Source organism: Hallerella porci, assembly GCF_003148885.1.
GTDB classification, from domain to species: Bacteria; Fibrobacterota; Fibrobacteria; order Fibrobacterales; family Fibrobacteraceae; genus Hallerella; species Hallerella porci.
The window spans coordinates 107,158-123,578 of record NZ_QGHD01000001.1 but is presented as its reverse complement, the minus strand read 5'-3'; the positions used below and the strand labels follow the sequence as shown (position 1 = coordinate 123,578).

Sequence of the window (16,421 nt, the reverse complement as noted above, 5' to 3'; positions counted from 1 at the left end):
ATTTGTCCTAACTAAAAACTATAAAGACGCCGTCGAATCGGATGCAATTTCTGCATCGGGCACTACTTGCAGCGGAGCGTCGGGCATCACCGCAATCGATTGAAGATTCATTTCCAAACGAGCGCGTCCTTGTTCGTCGTAAACCGAAACGTTTTCTAGACCCTTGTTCAGGTATTCCGTTGCGCGTTTCTTGTCACGGACGATTTCGAGCACATAAGAAGCAGCCCAGTAGCAGCGCCATTCATCCGCAAATTGAGCGATTCCGCGATCGAGGAAATGAAGCGCATATTCCACTTTTTCGTCGATTTGCTTTTTCTTTTCGGCGGTGAGAGGACCGCTTTGGAGAATCGCTCCGATGTCTTCGCGGACTTGGAATGCGATTTGCAAATAAAGCGACGTGTAGCTCGAAAGCAAGCGCATCGTTTCGCCATCGATGTGAGCGGTGCCATCACCGAGCCCGCGGAATTTATAAACGCTGTCAATTAAGTAAGCGGTGCGTTCCAAATCAAAATCTTTATTTTGTGCACGACGATCGGTCATATCGCCCTGCATTAAATTAAAGATCATGCCTTCTTGCACCATGTACTTTTCAAGTCCCATAAAGTTGGACTGTCCCACGGTCGTCGAGAAATGAAGCGGACGATCGATGTTATTCATCGCCAAATCCAAGACGAGTTTATACTGCGTAAGCATTAAACCCGCATGCGATTTTGCTTGCCATTCTTTGAATGCGGTATAAACTTGGAGCATAACTTTATACTGCTTCAGTTTAAGAGAATCCGCTGCGTTTTTGAGCGCACCCGTCGAATCGGTCATGTTGGCAATGCGAGCTTCAAGAGCGGGAATCGCACGGTCAGCGCGAGCAATCCAAGTCTGCGTGTAATGATCCGGATTGCGGTCGTTCATATCGCCGATTGCCATCGTCTTTTCGATGCCTTCTTTATCGTAGCTCAACTTGAGAATCGGTTCTTGTGTGAGCATTTGCTTGATGTACCAATCGGTATTGCCGAGCGACAAATTCACGACGCGAACATCTTTGCGGATACCTGCCACTTGCTGCGCAAACCAAAGCGGGAATGTATCGTTATCGCCATTCGTAAAGAGAATTGCATTCGGACGGCAGCTGTTGAGAAGATTATATGCATAATCCCACGGCACCCAAACTCCCGAACGGTCATGTTCTGTATAATTCGAGATGCACGGAATGACAGAGCAAATCACGATAAAGGCAATCGCCACCGGGGCTGCAAAAATCGAAGCGTTTGCAGCGAGCAAATAGACGAGAATGCCGATGCCTACGCCAAAGATTAAACTCATGAAAATGTAAGCAGGCGTATAGAAGTAATCACGTTCGCGAACTTCGATGTGCACGGTTTCGGGGAACGGAGCACGGCGTCCCACTTTTGCGTAACCCGCTTCAATCATTTTCCAAGTCTGCCAAACCGGAGCATTTTCCAAAGCGCGTAATTTATTTTCTGCCGCAGAAATTTCCGAAGCCGAAGCTTGACGGTAGCGAAGAGTATTCAAAACCATCTTCGCGTGTTCAATATCTTGCCGCGCATCGATCAAATCATTCGGATCCGGAACCGAGGGAATGTTAATTCCCGCTTGGCTCAAATCGTGCACATTATTTGCCATCGCTTGTTTCCAATATGTGTAATCGCGAGCAGAATCCATCCGGGTTCCATCGGCAAAGTTCACATAGAAGAGAAGTCCAAACGAGCAAAGCGCATACAAAAATCCGACATAAATGCCGAGCTTTTTATTGCGGCGGTAAGCGAAAACGCAGACGGCGAGAATTGCCCCGTTGAAGAACAAGAACCAAAGCAACTGCGCCGGAATATTATCGCCCATCAACTGCATCTGCGTCGGGAAATAGAATCCAAAGCGTTCCAACGGAACATTTTCCGAAGGATCAAAGACGTATGTGCCATTTCCGAAAGAAACGCCGCCGACCTTAAACGGCAAATACTGCGCAATTTGATAGCCGCCGTAACCCATATTCGGGAACGAGAGAAATTGATGCGACGCTTGCGCACGACGATGCATCGCACGAGAAAGCATACTTTCCGAACCGTACTGTTTCCGTTCGATGAAGTCGTTAAACGCTTTCCAATTTTCCGAATCGAAGAGGTTGCCGAGTTGCAAATTTCCTTGTTCATCGCGGAAGTTAATTTCCGGGTCATTTTCATCAATCGCCGGATTCATTTCGGAACGAATCGGCAAATAGAGATGCGAACTATAACCGAGAAGAGCGACGAGCGCAAAGGCGAGCGACAAGCGAATGCTCTTTTTCACTTCGACGCTTCCCACTTTTGCGAGAGCCAAAATGCCGAGGACAATCGCCGAAACAATTGCAATAGCGATGAAATTTGAAACCGCATAAATGACTGAGCAAAGAAGAGTTCCCGTAATCCAAATCGGAAGACGTGCGACAATTTTCTTCGGTTCTGCAAGGAGCAAAAGCACAAAAACAGCGGGCACGGTCAAGAGAGTATAAAGGTGCGCGCCGACGCCGAGGAAAGCGATGTAGCAAATGAAAATTAAAATGCGATTTCCCCAACCATCTTCTTTGTGGTCGAGCCATTTGAGCGCCAAGTAAGAAATGAGCATCACGATGAACATCGCAAAGCCGTAAACTTCTGCTTCAACAGCGCTAAACCAGAATGTATCGCTAAAAGTTAAAAGGAAGCCCGCAGTTAATCCCGCCGAAAGCAAGACCAATTTGCGGAAGCCCGCCGAAACTTTTTCTTTGAATTTATCCGTTTCGAGAATTTTTGCCAAAAAATCCCACGCAAAAAGCGAGGTCACAAAAACGGTCAGCGCAGAGCATACAACCGAAATGTAATTCACTCGTTTTGCGATTTCTTCGACAAAAGGAAGTGCAAGAATCACCGCCCGAGAAAGAAGAACGAAGAACGGAGTTCCAGGCGGATGCGGAATACCGAGAATATTTGCGCAAGCGATAAATTCGCCGCAATCCCAGAAACTCACCGTCGGCGCCATCGTCATCGCATAAACGATTAAAGCGACGAATGCAGCAAGTCCCGCTGTCAAATACTTTAACATTTTTTCAGAGATTTTTTTCACTTTGAATTTTCCCCTTTATCGCTAAGAATCATTCCTTTTTTCCGAGCAAATTGATTCAAGATGCCGTTCACAAAACGGAAAGAATCATCGGTGCTGTATTTTTTTGCGATTTGAACCGCTTCCGTGAGCACCACTTTAACAGGAACGTCGGGCTTATACTGCAACTCGGCAAGAGCGATTTCGAGCACAATGCGATCGAGAATTGCAATACGATTCAAATCCCAGCCGATGGAAAATTCTTGAATCGTCTGATCGAGTTCTGCGCGATGTTCTTGCACCAAATCGACGAGAGACATTCCGTAATTTTTTAATTCCGGTTTTAAATCCTTTTTGTTGGCTTCACGAAAACTGTTTAACACAATTTCCACGCAATCACCCATTTGATGCCCCGAAATTTCGACGCAATACAATAACTGCATCGCAAAAACGCGTGCGAGTCTTAATTCTTTCGATATCATGCGAGTTCCTTGTAAAGATTCACCATTTCCACGGCGGTTTCTGCGCAATCTGCGCCTTTATTGCCGCCTTTTAAGCCCGAACGCGCCATCGCTTGATCGACGTTATCCGTCGTGAGAACGCCAAAGATGACGGGAATTTTTCCATTTGCAGCAAGCGCTGCGGTTCCACTTGTCACCGCATTCACCACGCAATCAAAATGCGGAGTTTCGCCGCGGATTACCGCCCCGAGGACGATAACCGCATCAAATTTCTGCGAATCGACAAAACGCTTTGCAACTCCCGGAAGTTCAAATGCCCCAGGAACGCGGGCGACAGAAATATCTTGTGCGAGGACGCCAAGCGCTTCTAACTTAGAAACCGCGCCCGACAAAAGGCTTTCGGTAACCGTCGTATTGAATTCGGCGACGGCGATTGCCACTTTTAAGCCTTTGCCATTCAAATTCGTCTTGTAAAAATTGACATTTGCATTCATTTCAATTTTCCTTTCCAATGCTTAAGCGTCCAAGTGATTCAAAATGTGACCCATTTTTTGTTTTTTTGTTTGCAAGTAAAAACGGTCTTCGGGAGTCGGCGGAATTTCGATAGGAACGCGTTCCACAATTTCAATCCCGTAGCCTTCGATGCCCGTGACCTTCGCCGGATTATTCGTGAGAAGTCGCATTTTCTGCACACCCAAATTTTTCAAAATCTGAGCGCCCACGCCGTATTCGCGGAGATCCGGTTTAAACCCAAGGTGCTGGTTTGCTTCGACCGTATCCAAGCCTTGTTCTTGCAATTCGTACGCGCGGAGTTTGTTACAAAGTCCGATGCCACGGCCTTCTTGATTTCGCATATACAAGAAAATGCCGCCGTGTTCTCCGATAAAACGCATCGCGCTTTCGAGTTGAGCACCGCAATCGCAGCGTCTCGAGCCGAAGACGTCACCGGTCAAGCATTCGCTGTGCACGCGCACATAAACGGGCTTCGAAAAATCGGGATCGCCTGCAACCCAAGCGACATGTTCCGAACCATCGGTTTTGCTGCGGAATCCGTAAGCGCGGAATTTGCCGAATTTCGTCGGCACATTCGGTGCTGCAATGCGTTCGACAAAGGATTCTGTCCGCAGACGATATTCGATTAAATCTTTAATCGAGATGATTTTTAATCCGAATTTTTCGGCGACTTTTTGCAGATCTGGCATCCGCGCCATCGTGCCGTCTTCATTCATGATTTCGATGAGAGCTGCCGCCGGACGCAGTTTTGCAAGCTTTGCCAAATCAACTGCGGCTTCGGTGTGTCCTGCGCGACGGAGAACGCCTTCTTCTTGTGCATAAAGCGGAGAAATATGTCCGGGACGACCGAAATCGCTCGATTTTGAATTCGGATCCGAAAGAGCGAGAATTGTCGCAGCTCGGTCATGAGCCGAAACGCCTGTCGTGCAGCCTTCGATTTTATCGACCATAATCGTAAACGGCGTGCCGAGCATTGATGTATTTTCTTCGGTTTGACGCGAAAGGCCGAGTTCTCGGCAACGGCTCTTCGGAAGCGGACAACAAAGAACGCCGCGTCCGTTATGCAGCATAAAATTCACTTTTTCCGGAGTAATTTTTTCGGCTGCGATAATGAAATCGCCTTCGTTTTCACGATCTTCGTCATCGACGACAATCAGGAATTTTCCGTTTTTAAAATCTTCAATCGCTTCTTCAATTTTATTTAGCAAGGTCGCGTTCCTTTAAATAATTTTCAATGTATTTACCGAGCATATCCACTTCGACATTTACAATCGTTCCGGGAACCCAGTTGCGCAAATTCGTCCGCGCAAGAGTTTCGGGGATAATGCACACGCGCAAAGAATTTTCAAATTTCTCGGCAACGGTTAAACTGATTCCGTTTAAGGCAATGGAACCGCGGCGAATCACATAATGCTTTAATTCGTCGGGCAATTCCAAATCGACTTCGACGCCGGTATCCCGATTCATCACCGAAAGGACGCGGATTGTCGTATCCACATGTCCCATCACAAAATGTCCGCCCATAAACGAATCCGCTCGCACAGGCAATTCTAAATTGACGAGTTTTCCTGGCTGCGCTTGTTTGAAGGCGGTATTTTCAACCGTTTGATGCATTAAACAAAACGTCGCTTCGTCTGCGGTGCAACTTTCAATCGAAAGGCATACGCCGTCGTTCGCAACGCTATCGCCTAAATGACAATTCTTAAAAAATCCGAGTGCGCGCAGGCGCATCGTGAGCGCATCTCCGCGATTTTCTAGCGAAAGAATTTCGCCTGTCGCTTGAATAAGTCCAGTAAACATACGCCCCAAAAATAGAAAATTGCACATGGCAAAAGGCGAAAATTCCCCGTTCTCAGAGCTTTTTCTCCGGAAATTTTGGGCGAAAATCTTCCCTTCTTTTCATTTCGCGCATCCGTTCTTTGCATTCGCGATTTTCCCTAGGCATTTTCCTTTCCCGCATTTGAAGCATTTGCATTTTCGATTCCCGCGGAAGAGTACGAATACGCGCAGCGATTTGCCCGATAAAAAATTGCCGTTTCGCTAATTTTTCGTCTAACGAAATCGTTGAATTTTCCGCCCACAACGCCGAGAAAAAACAAAACACCAAAACAACAACCATTCTCATGCCGAAATGATTTGCAAATTCCGTGCCAAACTTTTTTCTAATAGCGGAAAGTGGCGCCAAGCCTTATTTCGCCGAGGCGATACGCATAAGAATAAAATTCGGGATGATCGGACGGAAGTCCCAAAAATCGGCGAAAGGACATGCCAACGGAAAGATAAGTTCCAAAAAATTTCCCGCGAAAATTTCCCTGCAACCGCGCGGAACCGAGAAGCTGTTTTCGATGCCACGACGATTCGACAATTTCTCCGTTTTCGGAATTTGCTCGAAACGATTTCCATCTATCGGGAAGCGGATTCATCGCCCAAAAAATTTGGCTGAAAAAATCGAGAGAAAAATGTTCGTCAAAGCGGTAACCAAATCGCCAATTCAATTCGGGTCCAAGTTTTAAATTGCGCCCGAAATAATAACGTTCGCGGAGAGAATCTTGCGAAATTTCACTGTCATTTTCAAAGGCATTTCCATTCAAATTTTCGAATCCATTTTCATTCGGATTTTCAAACGGATTCCATTCTCCTAAATTTTCATTCGGCGGTGCTGCATACCAAAAATAAGCGCAAACCGAAGTGTCGCGGTCAAATCGCCCGCTCAAAGAAACGCGTGAACGAAATCCGCGTGGCGGCTGATATTCTGCAAAGCCTCCGACTTTCAAACGCATCCGTCCGTTGCCATTTACAAATCCAAAATCCGAAGTTCCCGCCCGAAAATTTTTCGTCGAATAAAAATCGCGTTCCAAGAAAAGACTTCCCGAAACGACTGCGTTTTCTTCTTCGGAAATCGTTACGTCAGCGGTCACGCTCAGCACAAATTTTTCACCTTCGAGTGTGTATTCGAACGAAGGCGTAAACGCCCAACGACTCGTATCAAAAACGGTTTCATTTTCGCGGAGAAAAAAATCCGATGCAAAGCCGAGCGAAAAAAGATGCAGATATTTTCCGCGATGCAATTCATATTCTGCGCCGACTTGAAAATACGCTTCGCCCGAATATTCGTTAGCGCCTAAAGAATCGCCGTATTCATCGTATTTTAAACCGACAAATTCAACGCGCGAAAGCAAATGCCAATTTCTTTCTTTTTCATTTTCATCTTCTTTGACGATGCCAAGCGCCGTATAATATTCCGAAAGAATTTGCTGAATTTCGTCGTTGTAATTTCCCGAAAACGAATTGGCTTTTTCTAAAAGTTCAATGGTTTTTACCACATCGCCTGCGCTTTCTGCGTCCAAGGCTTTTTCAAAAAGCGAATCTTGAACGGCACTCGCAAACGCTCCGTTTCCACAAAACAGAAAACAACAAAAGAAAAAAGCAAAAACCCCAAAGCGCATGAATTAAAAATCGGGATCGCCAAATTCTGGCGGCGGAGGCGGCATCGGATCGCGTCGCATCGGTTCGCGCCTTTCTTCCCAAATCGGATCTTGCATCGGGCTGCGCTCATTTTCCATTTTTTCCATCGGATGCCGATTTTCGCGTTGCGGGCGCATTTCATTTTTCGGGAAATCTATTCTCATTTGAGAATTTTCGTTCCGATTTTTTTGCAATTCTTCTCGCACCGAAGCCTTTTCTTGCGCAGAACTTTCGCGGATTCGTGCGAGCAACTCGGCACGCGCCGCACGTCGTTCTGCGCGTTTTTCTTCCCAAGAATTTTCGTCGTGTGCGTTTTGTCCCTTTATTTCTGCGTTTTCCGCAGGGCTTCCCACATCGGCCTCGGGCAAAGACCGAGCATTCGCTGCACTCAAACCAAACACAGCGATAAAAAATGCAATCTGTAAAATTCTCGTATTCATCAAATGTTTTTATGCAAGAATCATGCCAAATATAAATTTAATTAGGAATTAAGTGTAAGTACGCACGGCTGCGCTGTAGCCGCACATTACCGCCCTTTCTTATTTCTAACTCCTCATTCCTAATTTAAATTTGTTTTATGTCTGATTTTATTTCTCAAGAAGGCTTCGACAAATTGATGGAGGAATGGAAGCGCCTCAAATTTGTGGAACGCCCCGAAATGCAGCGTCAAGTAGGCGCTGCTGCGGCAGAAGGCGACCGCTCCGAAAATGCGGCTTATACTTATGGCAAAATGAGGCTCCGCGATATCGATCGTCGGTTGCGTCAACTGGATAAAATTCTCGATCACGCAAAAGTCGTTTCGACAGCGGCACCTGCCGATGGCTCGATTCGTTTTGGGGCAACGGTCACTTTGCAAGACCGCAAAACCAGCAAACGCCGCGTTTACACTCTCGTCGGCGTCCAAGAAATTGACCCGCTCGCCGGGAAAATCAGCGTGAGTTCTCCCGTGGGTATGGCGCTCATCGGAAAAAAACAAGGCGACATTGTCCCGATTACCGTTCCGCGCGGAACGATTGAATACAGCATTATCGAGATTTCTTACACATGAATTTTGTCGATACGCACTGCCACATGGACGCTTACACCGAAGCGTCGGAAATTGAATTTGACGCTTGGTGGAATTCCGTTTCGCCGAAACCGGATGCGCTCATCCATGTTTCTTGTGAAGAGCCGACATTTGCTTACGCCGAAAAAATTTCGGACGATTATCCCGAAGTTTATGCTTCTTTTGGCGTGCACCCGGAAAATGCGGATGCTTACTCTGCCGAAACCGAAGAAAAATTAAAGCGTTTGTGGGCGCGTCCGAAAACTGTCGGCATCGGCGAAATCGGTTTTGATTATCACTACGAAGGAGCAACGCACGAAAAGCAACGCGAAGTTTTTGAGCGTCAATTAGAAATCGGTTTACCGTTTCACAAAGTGTTTGTGCTGCATCTCCGCGAAGCCGAAGAAGATTCTCTGAGCGTTTTACGCAATGCGAATTTAAACGGCGCCACTTTGCATGTGCACAGTTGCACCGCGAGCGCAAACTTTGTCGAAGAAGTTCTCAAACTCCCCTGTCGCGTTTTCATCGGTTTCACCGGCATTTTAACTTTTAAAAGCGCAGCCTCTGTCCGCGAAGCCGCGGCGCATGTTCCACTTGACCGTTTGCTTCTCGAAACGGATTCTCCTTATCTTGCGCCGGTTCCCTTCCGCGGACTCGTAAGCCACGCAGGCATGATTCCGCAAATCGGCGAAGTCCTTGCGAAAGTGCAAAATGTTTCCGTCGAAGATTTAATGGAACAAGTTCGAAAAAATACCAAGAATTGCTACGGCATTTAATGGCGTGATATTTCATTAAAAATGCGAAGAAGTCACCAAGCGATGACTTCTTTTTTTTGTGCGACAAATCGCAAACTTAAAATTGAAAATACAAGAACGGATTATAAGTCTGCGTGAAGAGAGCGAGAACGGCGAACGCAAAAAGTGCGAAAGCGGTAATCGTCCGCGGAATGCTAATTTTTTGGCACCAGTCAAATGCCCGCAATGGCGAGAACGCATAGATAAATGCGAGAAGCATAAAGACGATTGCCGTCGGCGTAAAAATTTCTGCCGAAAGAATCGGGTCTGCGGGATTCACTGCGGTGAGCCCGAGCATTGCGCCCCACATTTTTCCTGCAGAAGTTAAATCCGTTGCCCGGAAAAGTACCCAACCAAATAACACAATGATTTGCGTGATTCCGATTTGCGCAATCCGCGGCAGTTTGTAGTAAAGCGCCCGCTTGCCATTGATGCGTTCGACAATCATAAAGAAAGCGTGGAAAAGTCCCCAGCAAATAAATGTCATCGCAGCACCGTGCCAAACTCCCGAAGCAAACATCACGAGGAAAAGATTCAAATAGGTGCGTCCGCGCGAAACGCGATTTCCGCCGAGAGGAATGTAGAGATAATCTTTGAGCCAAGTCGTGAGCGAAATATGCCAACGACTCCAAAATTCCGAGATGCTTCCCGAACGATACGGGCCATTGAAATTCCGCGGAAAATGAAATCCAAGCATCAGCCCAAGCCCCACCGCCATATCGGAATACGCTGAGAAATCAAAATAGATTTGCATCATGTAAGCGATAGAACCCCACCAAGCGTTGAGAATTCCGGGAGCATCGGCTTCAAAAACTCGGTCTGCGATTACTCCGACTTGGTTGGCGATGAGAATTTTTTTAGCAAAGCCGAGGCAAAAATAAGTCATGCCCCGCATCCAATTTTCGAAGGTATGCTTCCGCGTCGCAAGTTCTTCGGCGACGGTATTGTAACGCACAATCGGACCCGCGACGAGTTGCGGGAAAAGCGAAACGTAACACGCGAAGGTGGCAAAATTTTTCACCGGCGGAGCATCGCCTCGCCACACATCAATCGTATAACTCATCGCTTGGAATGTGTAGAACGAAATTCCCACCGGAAGAAGGACGCGCAAAACGGTGAACGGTTCTGCGCCAAAAGCTTCGGCGATTGCATTCACGCCGCCCATCGCAAACATATAATACTTGAAAAATCCAAGAGTTCCAAGGTTCACGATGACAGAAATTGCGAGCGCTAAATTTCTCTGCGTCCGCGTCGCATTCTCTTTCGAAATAAATCGCCCTGCAAAATAATTGACAAGGGTCGTTCCGAACATAAGGAAAACGAGCCACGGTTCCATCCAGCCGTAAAAGATATAGCTGAAAATGGTGATGAAAAAATTTAACGACGAATGCTTCGCTTTGCGCCAAAGCAAAAAGTAATAGCCCGCAAAAAAGAGCGGGAGAAAATAAAAGAGAAAAATCTGCGACGAGAAAACCAAATTACTTCGCCTTGAGAACTTCGATTGCTAAATAGCGCGCGGATTCATCATCAAAATATTCGTCTTCGACTGCGCCGTCGTAATTGCCTTCGAGCGGAATGAGTTTGAGCACATGCTTATCGCCCGCTTGAAAAGCCCGCACATCGCCTTTAGATTTTTCGGCCATTTTTCCTGTGACTTTTCCGCGAGCGATTAACGGATTGTAAACTCCCACGAGAATTTCTTTTCCGGAGAAATTTCCTTCGACAACTTTCGTCACTTTGTATTTGAGCACGTAAACGTAATTGTACAAATCATTCGGCGGCATCTTGCCCGGAATTTCGGTAAGCTTTCCTTCGACCGTCAAATTTCCTGCAAATGTAAATGCGAGAGAAAGAAGAATCGTTAACAAAAATTTTTTCATAAAAACCTCAAATCAAAAATAGAAATTAGGATTTAGAAGTTAGAAATTAAGAATTGCGCTTTGTCAAATGAAAATAAAAAAGCCGCTCGATGAGCGGCTTTTTTTATTCTTCTAAGTAAGTATATCCGTAAAGACCGGAGCGGTAAATGTTTAGGAATTCTTTTCCTTCTTGCAAAGTGATTTTTCCTTCTTTCACCGATGTCGAAACCCAGTTTTCCATGGTGCGAACGAGCGCTTTATCGCTAAAGTTCACATAATCCAAAACATCTTCGACCGATTCGCCGTCAATCATTTGATCGATGCGATATCCGTCGCCGTCGCAGACTACGTGCACCGCATTTGTATCGCCAAAGAGATTGTGCAAATCGCCCAAAATTTCTTGGTAAGCGCCCACCAAATAAACCGCTAAATAATACGGTTCACCGGCTTTGAGAGTGTGCACCGGAAGAGTCCGCGAAACGCCATCGCCGCTTACGAACATATCGATTTTTCCATCGGAGTCGCAAGTGATATCTTGCAACGTCGCATTGACCGTCGGCGCTTCATTCAAACGCTGAATCGGCATAATCGGGAAAATCTGATCGATTGCCCAACTGTCCGGAAGACTTTGGAAAAGCGAGAAGTTGCAGAAATATTTCCGCGCAAGAAGACGCGGCAATTCCGAAAGTTCCATCGGCGAATGACGAAGTTCATTGGCGAGTTCATTCACGCGGCGCGCAACGCTCCAGAAGAGACGTTCGGCGAGAGCGCGCGTTTGCAAATCGACAGAGCCTACGCGGAATCCCGAAAGCACGTCATCGTTGATTTGCACCGCATCGTGCCAGTTTTCAAGCAAATTGCGCACATTCAAATTTTTGAGAATCGCATACAAATCTTTAATCGTATCGGCTGCGCGTTCTGGAATTTCATAATTACCATCTTCGAAAAATTCGGGACCAGCGGCTTCGAGAACATTGAAAATTAAAACCGAATGATGCGCCGAAAGTGCGCGTCCCGTTTCTGCGATGACATTCGGATGCGGAAGCGAGAATTTTTTGCAGGTTTCGTAAATGGCGTAAACGATGTCGTTCGCATATTCTTGAATCGAATAATTGACCGAGCCCGTTGCAGCGCTGCGACTTCCGTCATAATCGACGCCAAGTCCCCCGCCGACGTCAACAAATTCAACGCCCATTCCGAGCTGTTTTAATTGCGCATAAAATTCTGAAATTTCACGCAAGCCCGATTTGATTTTGCGGATGTTTGTGATTTGGCTTCCGAGATGGCAGTGAATTAACTTCACGCAATCGCACATATTTTCTTTGCGAATGAGTTCCATCGCATCCAAAAGATCCGAACTGCTGAGGCCAAATTTGCTGTTGTATCCGCCGGATTCTTCCCACTTTCCTTGACCGCTCGAAGCGAGTTTAATGCGAAGCCCGATGTTCGGCTTCACGCCGGTGCGGCGCGAAATGTCGATAATCATCGGAAGTTCATTCATCTTTTCGACGACGATGAAAATATTTTTTCCCATCTTTTGGGCGAGAAGAGCGAGTTCAATAAAATCTTCGTCTTTGTAACCGTTGCAAACAATCAACGCATTCGGATTGTCCATATTCGCAAGGACCGCATGCAATTCCGGTTTCGATCCGGCTTCCAGTCCGATGTTGAATTTTTTTCCGTGGCGCACAACTTCTTCGAGAACGGCGCGTTGTTGATTGACTTTAATCGGGAAGACATCGTAGAACGAGCCTTCGTAGCCGTACTCTTGAATCGCCTTATTGAAGCACTCATTGATTTTTTCAATGCGCATATCGAGAATATCAGGGAAACGAACAAGAATCGGAGTAGGCATGTCGCGAAGATCTAATTCCTGCACCAATTTATGCAGATCGATTTCCGGACCTTTATCGCGAAGCGGGCGAACGGTTGCGTGCCCTTCTTCGTTAATATCAAAGTAATTGATGCCCCAGCCGCGGACATTGTACAAATCGCGGGAATCATCGATACGCCAGTTTTTCATTTCGTCAGAGTACCTCTCTTAGGTGGATGGTGATAATTTCAAATTAAAAAAGTTGCGCTTTAAAACGGAGATTTCGGGTGATAATTCAAATCGTTTTCGGCGAGAGAAATTTCGGGCGCAGCGTCGTAACGGAAACCGGCGAGAGCTTGCTTTGCCGAAACGCTTCCCGGAATTAAAATCTGTTTTAATACCGCAAAAATATGGCAAATCCAAAGCGGTAAATTGTGCACTTTTTTGTGCAAGCCAGAACGTTTAAGCGAGATTTCTGCCATCTCTTTCATCGAAAGAATTTTTGAACCCGCGAGCGCGTAAATTTTTCCAATCGCTTCGGGAACAGTCGCCGCTTGCGCAATGCCTTCGACCAAATCTTCGGTGCGCACGGGACGCTTCAAACATTTCCCGCCGCCCGGAAGAAAAACCATCGGAACTTTTTTCAAATAGCGAACGAAGAGCATATATTCCGCGGCGCCATTTTCTTCGACGACGAGAGTCGGGCGCACAATCGTAAACGGAATGCCACAATTTTTCACGAGGCTTTCGCATTCGAATTTGCTTTTGCCGTAATCGGTTAAAACCGGATACGTAACCGAAATACTCGACACAAAAAGAAAGCGTTGCACCTGTGCATTTTTTGCCGCAGCGATGACATTTTTTGTACCGCCCAAATTGATGCGTTCAAAATTTTCTTTGCGCTTCGACAAAATTATCGCTGCCAAATGACAAACCGTTTTCACATTTTCAAATGCTCTGGTTAATGTTTCGGGCTTCGTCACATCGCCTTCGAAAACTTCCACTTCTTTCGGTAAATTTTGAATGCCTTTATCGCCGGGAAGAGTGAGCACGCGAACGGATAATCCGCGGCTTAAAAATGCGGCGCACAATTTGCGCCCGACAACGCCCGCGCCGCCGGTGATGAGAATGTCAGTCATAAAATCCACGTTTTTTGCGAAGGGCAATTTTTAAAACTCGCAGGCCATAAGGAATGACGCGGAGGTTGGATTTTTCGCCCGCATAATGCGTCGGAATGGAAATTTCATTTAAACGAAATCCGCGAGCATCGGCGAAGGCGAGAATTTCAAAATCGATGTCAAAAGAAGCGCTGAATTTTTCGAGCGGTAAATTCTGTAAAAAATTGACTTTGTATGCGATGAGTCCGCTGTGCCTATCGGTTAATTTATTTTGGAAAACGCAATTTTCAATTCCCGTGAGAATTTTTCCGCCGAGAAATTTATACAAAGGCATTTTTCCTACGCGGGCTTTTCCTTTTTCAAGTAAGCGCGAGCCTTGACACAAAACCGCCTCGGAATTTTCCAAACTTTGAATCATCGCAGGAATCGCTGCGGCGCTGTATTGGCCGTCGCCGTGCAAACATACGGCGTATTTGACATGCAACATTTTTCCGAGTTCTTTTGCCCGCGAAAGTCCAAATTTAATGACCGCGCCGTAACCTGAATTTTTTGCAAACGATTCGATGCGAATGCTCGTGCGAATTTCTTCCTCGGCAATTTTCTTCGCCACTTGAAGAGTGTCATCGGAACTGCCATCGTCGATAATGCAAATTTCTGCGGTGCGGAGTAAAACTTCTGCGGGAATAGAATGCATTAAATCCGCAAGTTCGCGCTCCACTTGATACGCGGGCACAAAAAGAAAAAGATCACGCACCATAATGATTCACAAACCAGCGGAGAGATTTTTCGAGAGCGTTTTGCAGCGGAATTTTTGCGGTGAAATTTAATAAGCGTTTTGCTTTTTCAATCGACGGCACGCGACGTAAAGAATCTTCGTAACCTTTGCCGTAATAATCTTCGCCCGAAATTTCTCGCATCGGCGGAAGAGTTTCCGGAGAAATCCCTTTGATTTCCGCATAAATTTTTCGCATGAGAATGGCGAGTTCGCGAATCGAAAGTTCATTCTGCAAATTGCCGACATTAAACGCCTGCGAATAGGCGGCTTCGGGATGCGCAAGCAAACAAAAGAGAAATTCTACGGCGTCATCAATTGCGGTAAACGAACGCTTTGCTTCTCCCCCATTCACCAAAATCAACGATTCATTTTTTACGAGTGCGCTTGAAAAATTAGCAAGAACCCGCGGAATGCCTTCGCCATCGACGCCGGGCATAAAATCCATCCACGGTCCAACGAAATTAAACGGGCGCACGACCGACCAACGCAAATGCGGAATCGCTGCAATGTAACGCTCGGAAAGTTGCTTGGCAACCGCATACGACCAACGCGAAGCCGTAATCGGTCCTTGTACAAAATCCGAAGAATCTTCGAGCAACGGTTCCGCGGCCGAAGATGTTTTGCCGTAAACTTCGGATGTTGAAAAATAAATGAGCCAAGCATGCGTTTTGGCGCAAGCTTTGGCAAGTTCAATCGGATGAGTAAAATTGCTTTCGATGACCGCAATCGCTTCGTCCATGTAACGGCTCGGTGTGCAAATCGCAGCCAAGTTGACGACGATATCGCACTCGGCAACTTTTTCAACGACCGCACTTTCGGCGATATCATTTTCGCAAAATGTAATGCGCGGATTTTCTTTTTGCGCTTCGGATTTTTGCAAATCAATTAAACGATGAAAATCCAAATCAACCGCTAAAATGCGAAAATCGGTCCGCGAAAGAAGTGCGCGAATCCAATGCGAACCGATAAAGCCGCCCGCACCGACGAGTGCAATGGTCTTCGGCAATTTATTCCTTCACGACGATATTCACGTCGCCGCGAATTTTAGGAACATTATAAGTTTGCACGCGGAGAATCGCTTCGTCCGAAGCCGAAACCAAGTCGGATTTTAAAACCGCTTTTTCGGTGGTGCAGCTTTTTCCATCCGGAGCTTCGTCGCCGATAGAAGTTTCAAACAAATCCGTTCCCTTGTCGTCTGCATTCTTCTTGTAAAGAACGCGGAAACCGCCAGCGTTTGCGTAATTCGCAACAAATTTTACGGTAACCGTATCGCCAATTTTGAGTTCAGCGCCTTCGGTCGGGAGAAGAATTTTCACGCCTTCTTCTTCGAGAACGCAATCATCTGCTGCGACAGAAGAACTCGATTCGTCCTTTGCCGAAGAGCTAGATTCCGCTTTTACACTCGACGAAGATTCGTCATCGCTTGCGCTGCTAGAATCGTCACAAGCCACAAAAAGTCCTGCAACGAGAGCGGTAGAAAGAGCAAAAATTTTTTTCATATTTTATCCTTTA

16 protein-coding genes are annotated in these 16,421 nt (G+C 46.4%); 2 read left to right on the top strand and 14 right to left on the bottom strand.

Annotated features, from left to right (window positions below; genetic code table 11):
* Nucleotides 1-18: 18 nt before the first annotated feature.
* From B0H50_RS00495 to B0H50_RS00460, 7 genes are all read right to left on the bottom strand, one after another.
* The gene (locus B0H50_RS00495) at nucleotides 19-3,069 is read right to left on the bottom strand and encodes a glycosyltransferase family 117 protein (RefSeq protein WP_109587142.1); all 3,051 of its coding nucleotides are present in this window, start codon (nucleotides 3,067-3,069) and stop codon (nucleotides 19-21) included.
* 17 nt (nucleotides 3,070-3,086) lie between these two features.
* Nucleotides 3,087-3,548, bottom strand: coding sequence for a transcription antitermination factor NusB (gene nusB, locus B0H50_RS00490; RefSeq protein ID WP_106197475.1), 462 nt, complete (start codon nucleotides 3,546-3,548; stop codon nucleotides 3,087-3,089).
* Nucleotides 3,545-4,021: a 6,7-dimethyl-8-ribityllumazine synthase gene (ribH, locus tag B0H50_RS00485; RefSeq protein ID WP_106197508.1), complete on the bottom strand. Its 477-nt coding sequence runs from the start codon at nucleotides 4,019-4,021 to the stop codon at nucleotides 3,545-3,547. Before ribH ends, nusB begins: the two co-directional genes overlap by 4 nt.
* 21 nt (nucleotides 4,022-4,042) lie before the next feature.
* Nucleotides 4,043-5,248, bottom strand: a complete 1,206-nt coding sequence (locus B0H50_RS00480; RefSeq protein ID WP_106197476.1) for a bifunctional 3,4-dihydroxy-2-butanone-4-phosphate synthase/GTP cyclohydrolase II — start codon at nucleotides 5,246-5,248, stop codon at nucleotides 4,043-4,045.
* Nucleotides 5,238-5,840, bottom strand: a complete 603-nt coding sequence (locus B0H50_RS00475) for a riboflavin synthase (RefSeq protein WP_106197477.1) — start codon at nucleotides 5,838-5,840, stop codon at nucleotides 5,238-5,240. Before B0H50_RS00475 ends, B0H50_RS00480 begins: the two co-directional genes overlap by 11 nt.
* Nucleotides 5,841-6,202: 362 nt before the next feature.
* Nucleotides 6,203-7,486, bottom strand: coding sequence for a hypothetical protein (locus tag B0H50_RS00465; protein ID WP_106197479.1), 1,284 nt, complete (start codon nucleotides 7,484-7,486; stop codon nucleotides 6,203-6,205).
* A gap of 3 nt (nucleotides 7,487-7,489) precedes the next feature.
* Nucleotides 7,490-7,945, bottom strand: coding sequence for a hypothetical protein (locus B0H50_RS00460; protein WP_106197480.1), 456 nt, complete (start codon nucleotides 7,943-7,945; stop codon nucleotides 7,490-7,492).
* A 137-nt stretch (nucleotides 7,946-8,082) separates the two neighbouring features.
* Between B0H50_RS00460 and greA the strand changes: the two genes are divergently transcribed.
* The gene (greA, locus tag B0H50_RS00455; RefSeq protein WP_106197481.1) at nucleotides 8,083-8,553 is read left to right on the top strand and encodes a transcription elongation factor GreA; all 471 of its coding nucleotides are present in this window, start codon (nucleotides 8,083-8,085) and stop codon (nucleotides 8,551-8,553) included.
* Nucleotides 8,550-9,326: a TatD family hydrolase gene (locus tag B0H50_RS00450; RefSeq protein WP_106197482.1), complete on the top strand. Its 777-nt coding sequence runs from the start codon at nucleotides 8,550-8,552 to the stop codon at nucleotides 9,324-9,326. The genes greA and B0H50_RS00450 overlap by 4 nt, the downstream gene beginning before the upstream one ends.
* A 76-nt stretch (nucleotides 9,327-9,402) precedes the next feature.
* Here the strand turns inward: B0H50_RS00450 and B0H50_RS00445 are convergent, their stop codons facing one another.
* The 7 genes from B0H50_RS00445 to B0H50_RS00415 form a co-directional block, all read right to left on the bottom strand.
* The gene (locus B0H50_RS00445; protein ID WP_106197483.1) at nucleotides 9,403-10,821 is read right to left on the bottom strand and encodes an MBOAT family O-acyltransferase; all 1,419 of its coding nucleotides are present in this window, start codon (nucleotides 10,819-10,821) and stop codon (nucleotides 9,403-9,405) included.
* A 1-nt stretch (nucleotide 10,822) separates the two neighbouring features.
* Nucleotides 10,823-11,224: a hypothetical protein gene (locus tag B0H50_RS00440; protein ID WP_106197484.1), complete on the bottom strand. Its 402-nt coding sequence runs from the start codon at nucleotides 11,222-11,224 to the stop codon at nucleotides 10,823-10,825.
* Between the two features lie 103 nt (nucleotides 11,225-11,327).
* On the bottom strand, nucleotides 11,328-13,226 hold the full coding sequence (gene speA, locus B0H50_RS00435; RefSeq protein WP_109587065.1) for a biosynthetic arginine decarboxylase: 1,899 nt from the start codon (nucleotides 13,224-13,226) through the stop codon (nucleotides 11,328-11,330).
* A gap of 59 nt (nucleotides 13,227-13,285) precedes the next feature.
* Nucleotides 13,286-14,155 (bottom strand): NAD-dependent epimerase/dehydratase family protein, encoded by an 870-nt coding sequence (locus B0H50_RS00430; RefSeq protein WP_106197486.1) that lies wholly within the window; start codon nucleotides 14,153-14,155, stop codon nucleotides 13,286-13,288.
* On the bottom strand, nucleotides 14,148-14,891 hold the full coding sequence (locus B0H50_RS00425; RefSeq protein ID WP_106197487.1) for a glycosyltransferase family 2 protein: 744 nt from the start codon (nucleotides 14,889-14,891) through the stop codon (nucleotides 14,148-14,150). Before B0H50_RS00425 ends, B0H50_RS00430 begins: the two co-directional genes overlap by 8 nt.
* A complete protein-coding gene (locus B0H50_RS00420; protein WP_106197488.1) occupies nucleotides 14,881-15,915 on the bottom strand; it encodes an NAD-dependent epimerase/dehydratase family protein in 1,035 nt (344 codons plus the stop codon). The genes B0H50_RS00425 and B0H50_RS00420 overlap by 11 nt, the downstream gene beginning before the upstream one ends.
* A 1-nt stretch (nucleotide 15,916) precedes the next feature.
* The gene (locus tag B0H50_RS00415; protein ID WP_106197489.1) at nucleotides 15,917-16,408 is read right to left on the bottom strand and encodes a hypothetical protein; all 492 of its coding nucleotides are present in this window, start codon (nucleotides 16,406-16,408) and stop codon (nucleotides 15,917-15,919) included.
* Nucleotides 16,409-16,421: the final 13 nt, after the last annotated feature.

Coding starts and splice junctions, on each gene's coding strand:
- B0H50_RS00495 (WP_109587142.1), bottom strand. CDS start 3,069: ATGTTAAAGTATTTGACAGCGGGACTTGCTGCATTCGTCGCTTTAATC.
- nusB (WP_106197475.1), bottom strand. CDS start 3,548: ATGATATCGAAAGAATTAAGACTCGCACGCGTTTTTGCGATGCAGTTA.
- ribH (WP_106197508.1), bottom strand. CDS start 4,021: ATGAATGCAAATGTCAATTTTTACAAGACGAATTTGAATGGCAAAGGC.
- B0H50_RS00475 (WP_106197477.1), bottom strand. CDS start 5,840: ATGTTTACTGGACTTATTCAAGCGACAGGCGAAATTCTTTCGCTAGAA.
- B0H50_RS00465 (WP_106197479.1), bottom strand. CDS start 7,486: ATGCGCTTTGGGGTTTTTGCTTTTTTCTTTTGTTGTTTTCTGTTTTGT.
- B0H50_RS00460 (WP_106197480.1), bottom strand. CDS start 7,945: ATGAATACGAGAATTTTACAGATTGCATTTTTTATCGCTGTGTTTGGT.
- greA (WP_106197481.1), top strand. CDS start 8,083: ATGTCTGATTTTATTTCTCAAGAAGGCTTCGACAAATTGATGGAGGAA.
- B0H50_RS00450 (WP_106197482.1), top strand. CDS start 8,550: ATGAATTTTGTCGATACGCACTGCCACATGGACGCTTACACCGAAGCG.
- B0H50_RS00440 (WP_106197484.1), bottom strand. CDS start 11,224: ATGAAAAAATTTTTGTTAACGATTCTTCTTTCTCTCGCATTTACATTT.
- speA (WP_109587065.1), bottom strand. CDS start 13,226: ATGAAAAACTGGCGTATCGATGATTCCCGCGATTTGTACAATGTCCGC.
- B0H50_RS00430 (WP_106197486.1), bottom strand. CDS start 14,155: ATGACTGACATTCTCATCACCGGCGGCGCGGGCGTTGTCGGGCGCAAA.
- B0H50_RS00425 (WP_106197487.1), bottom strand. CDS start 14,891: ATGGTGCGTGATCTTTTTCTTTTTGTGCCCGCGTATCAAGTGGAGCGC.
- B0H50_RS00415 (WP_106197489.1), bottom strand. CDS start 16,408: ATGAAAAAAATTTTTGCTCTTTCTACCGCTCTCGTTGCAGGACTTTTT.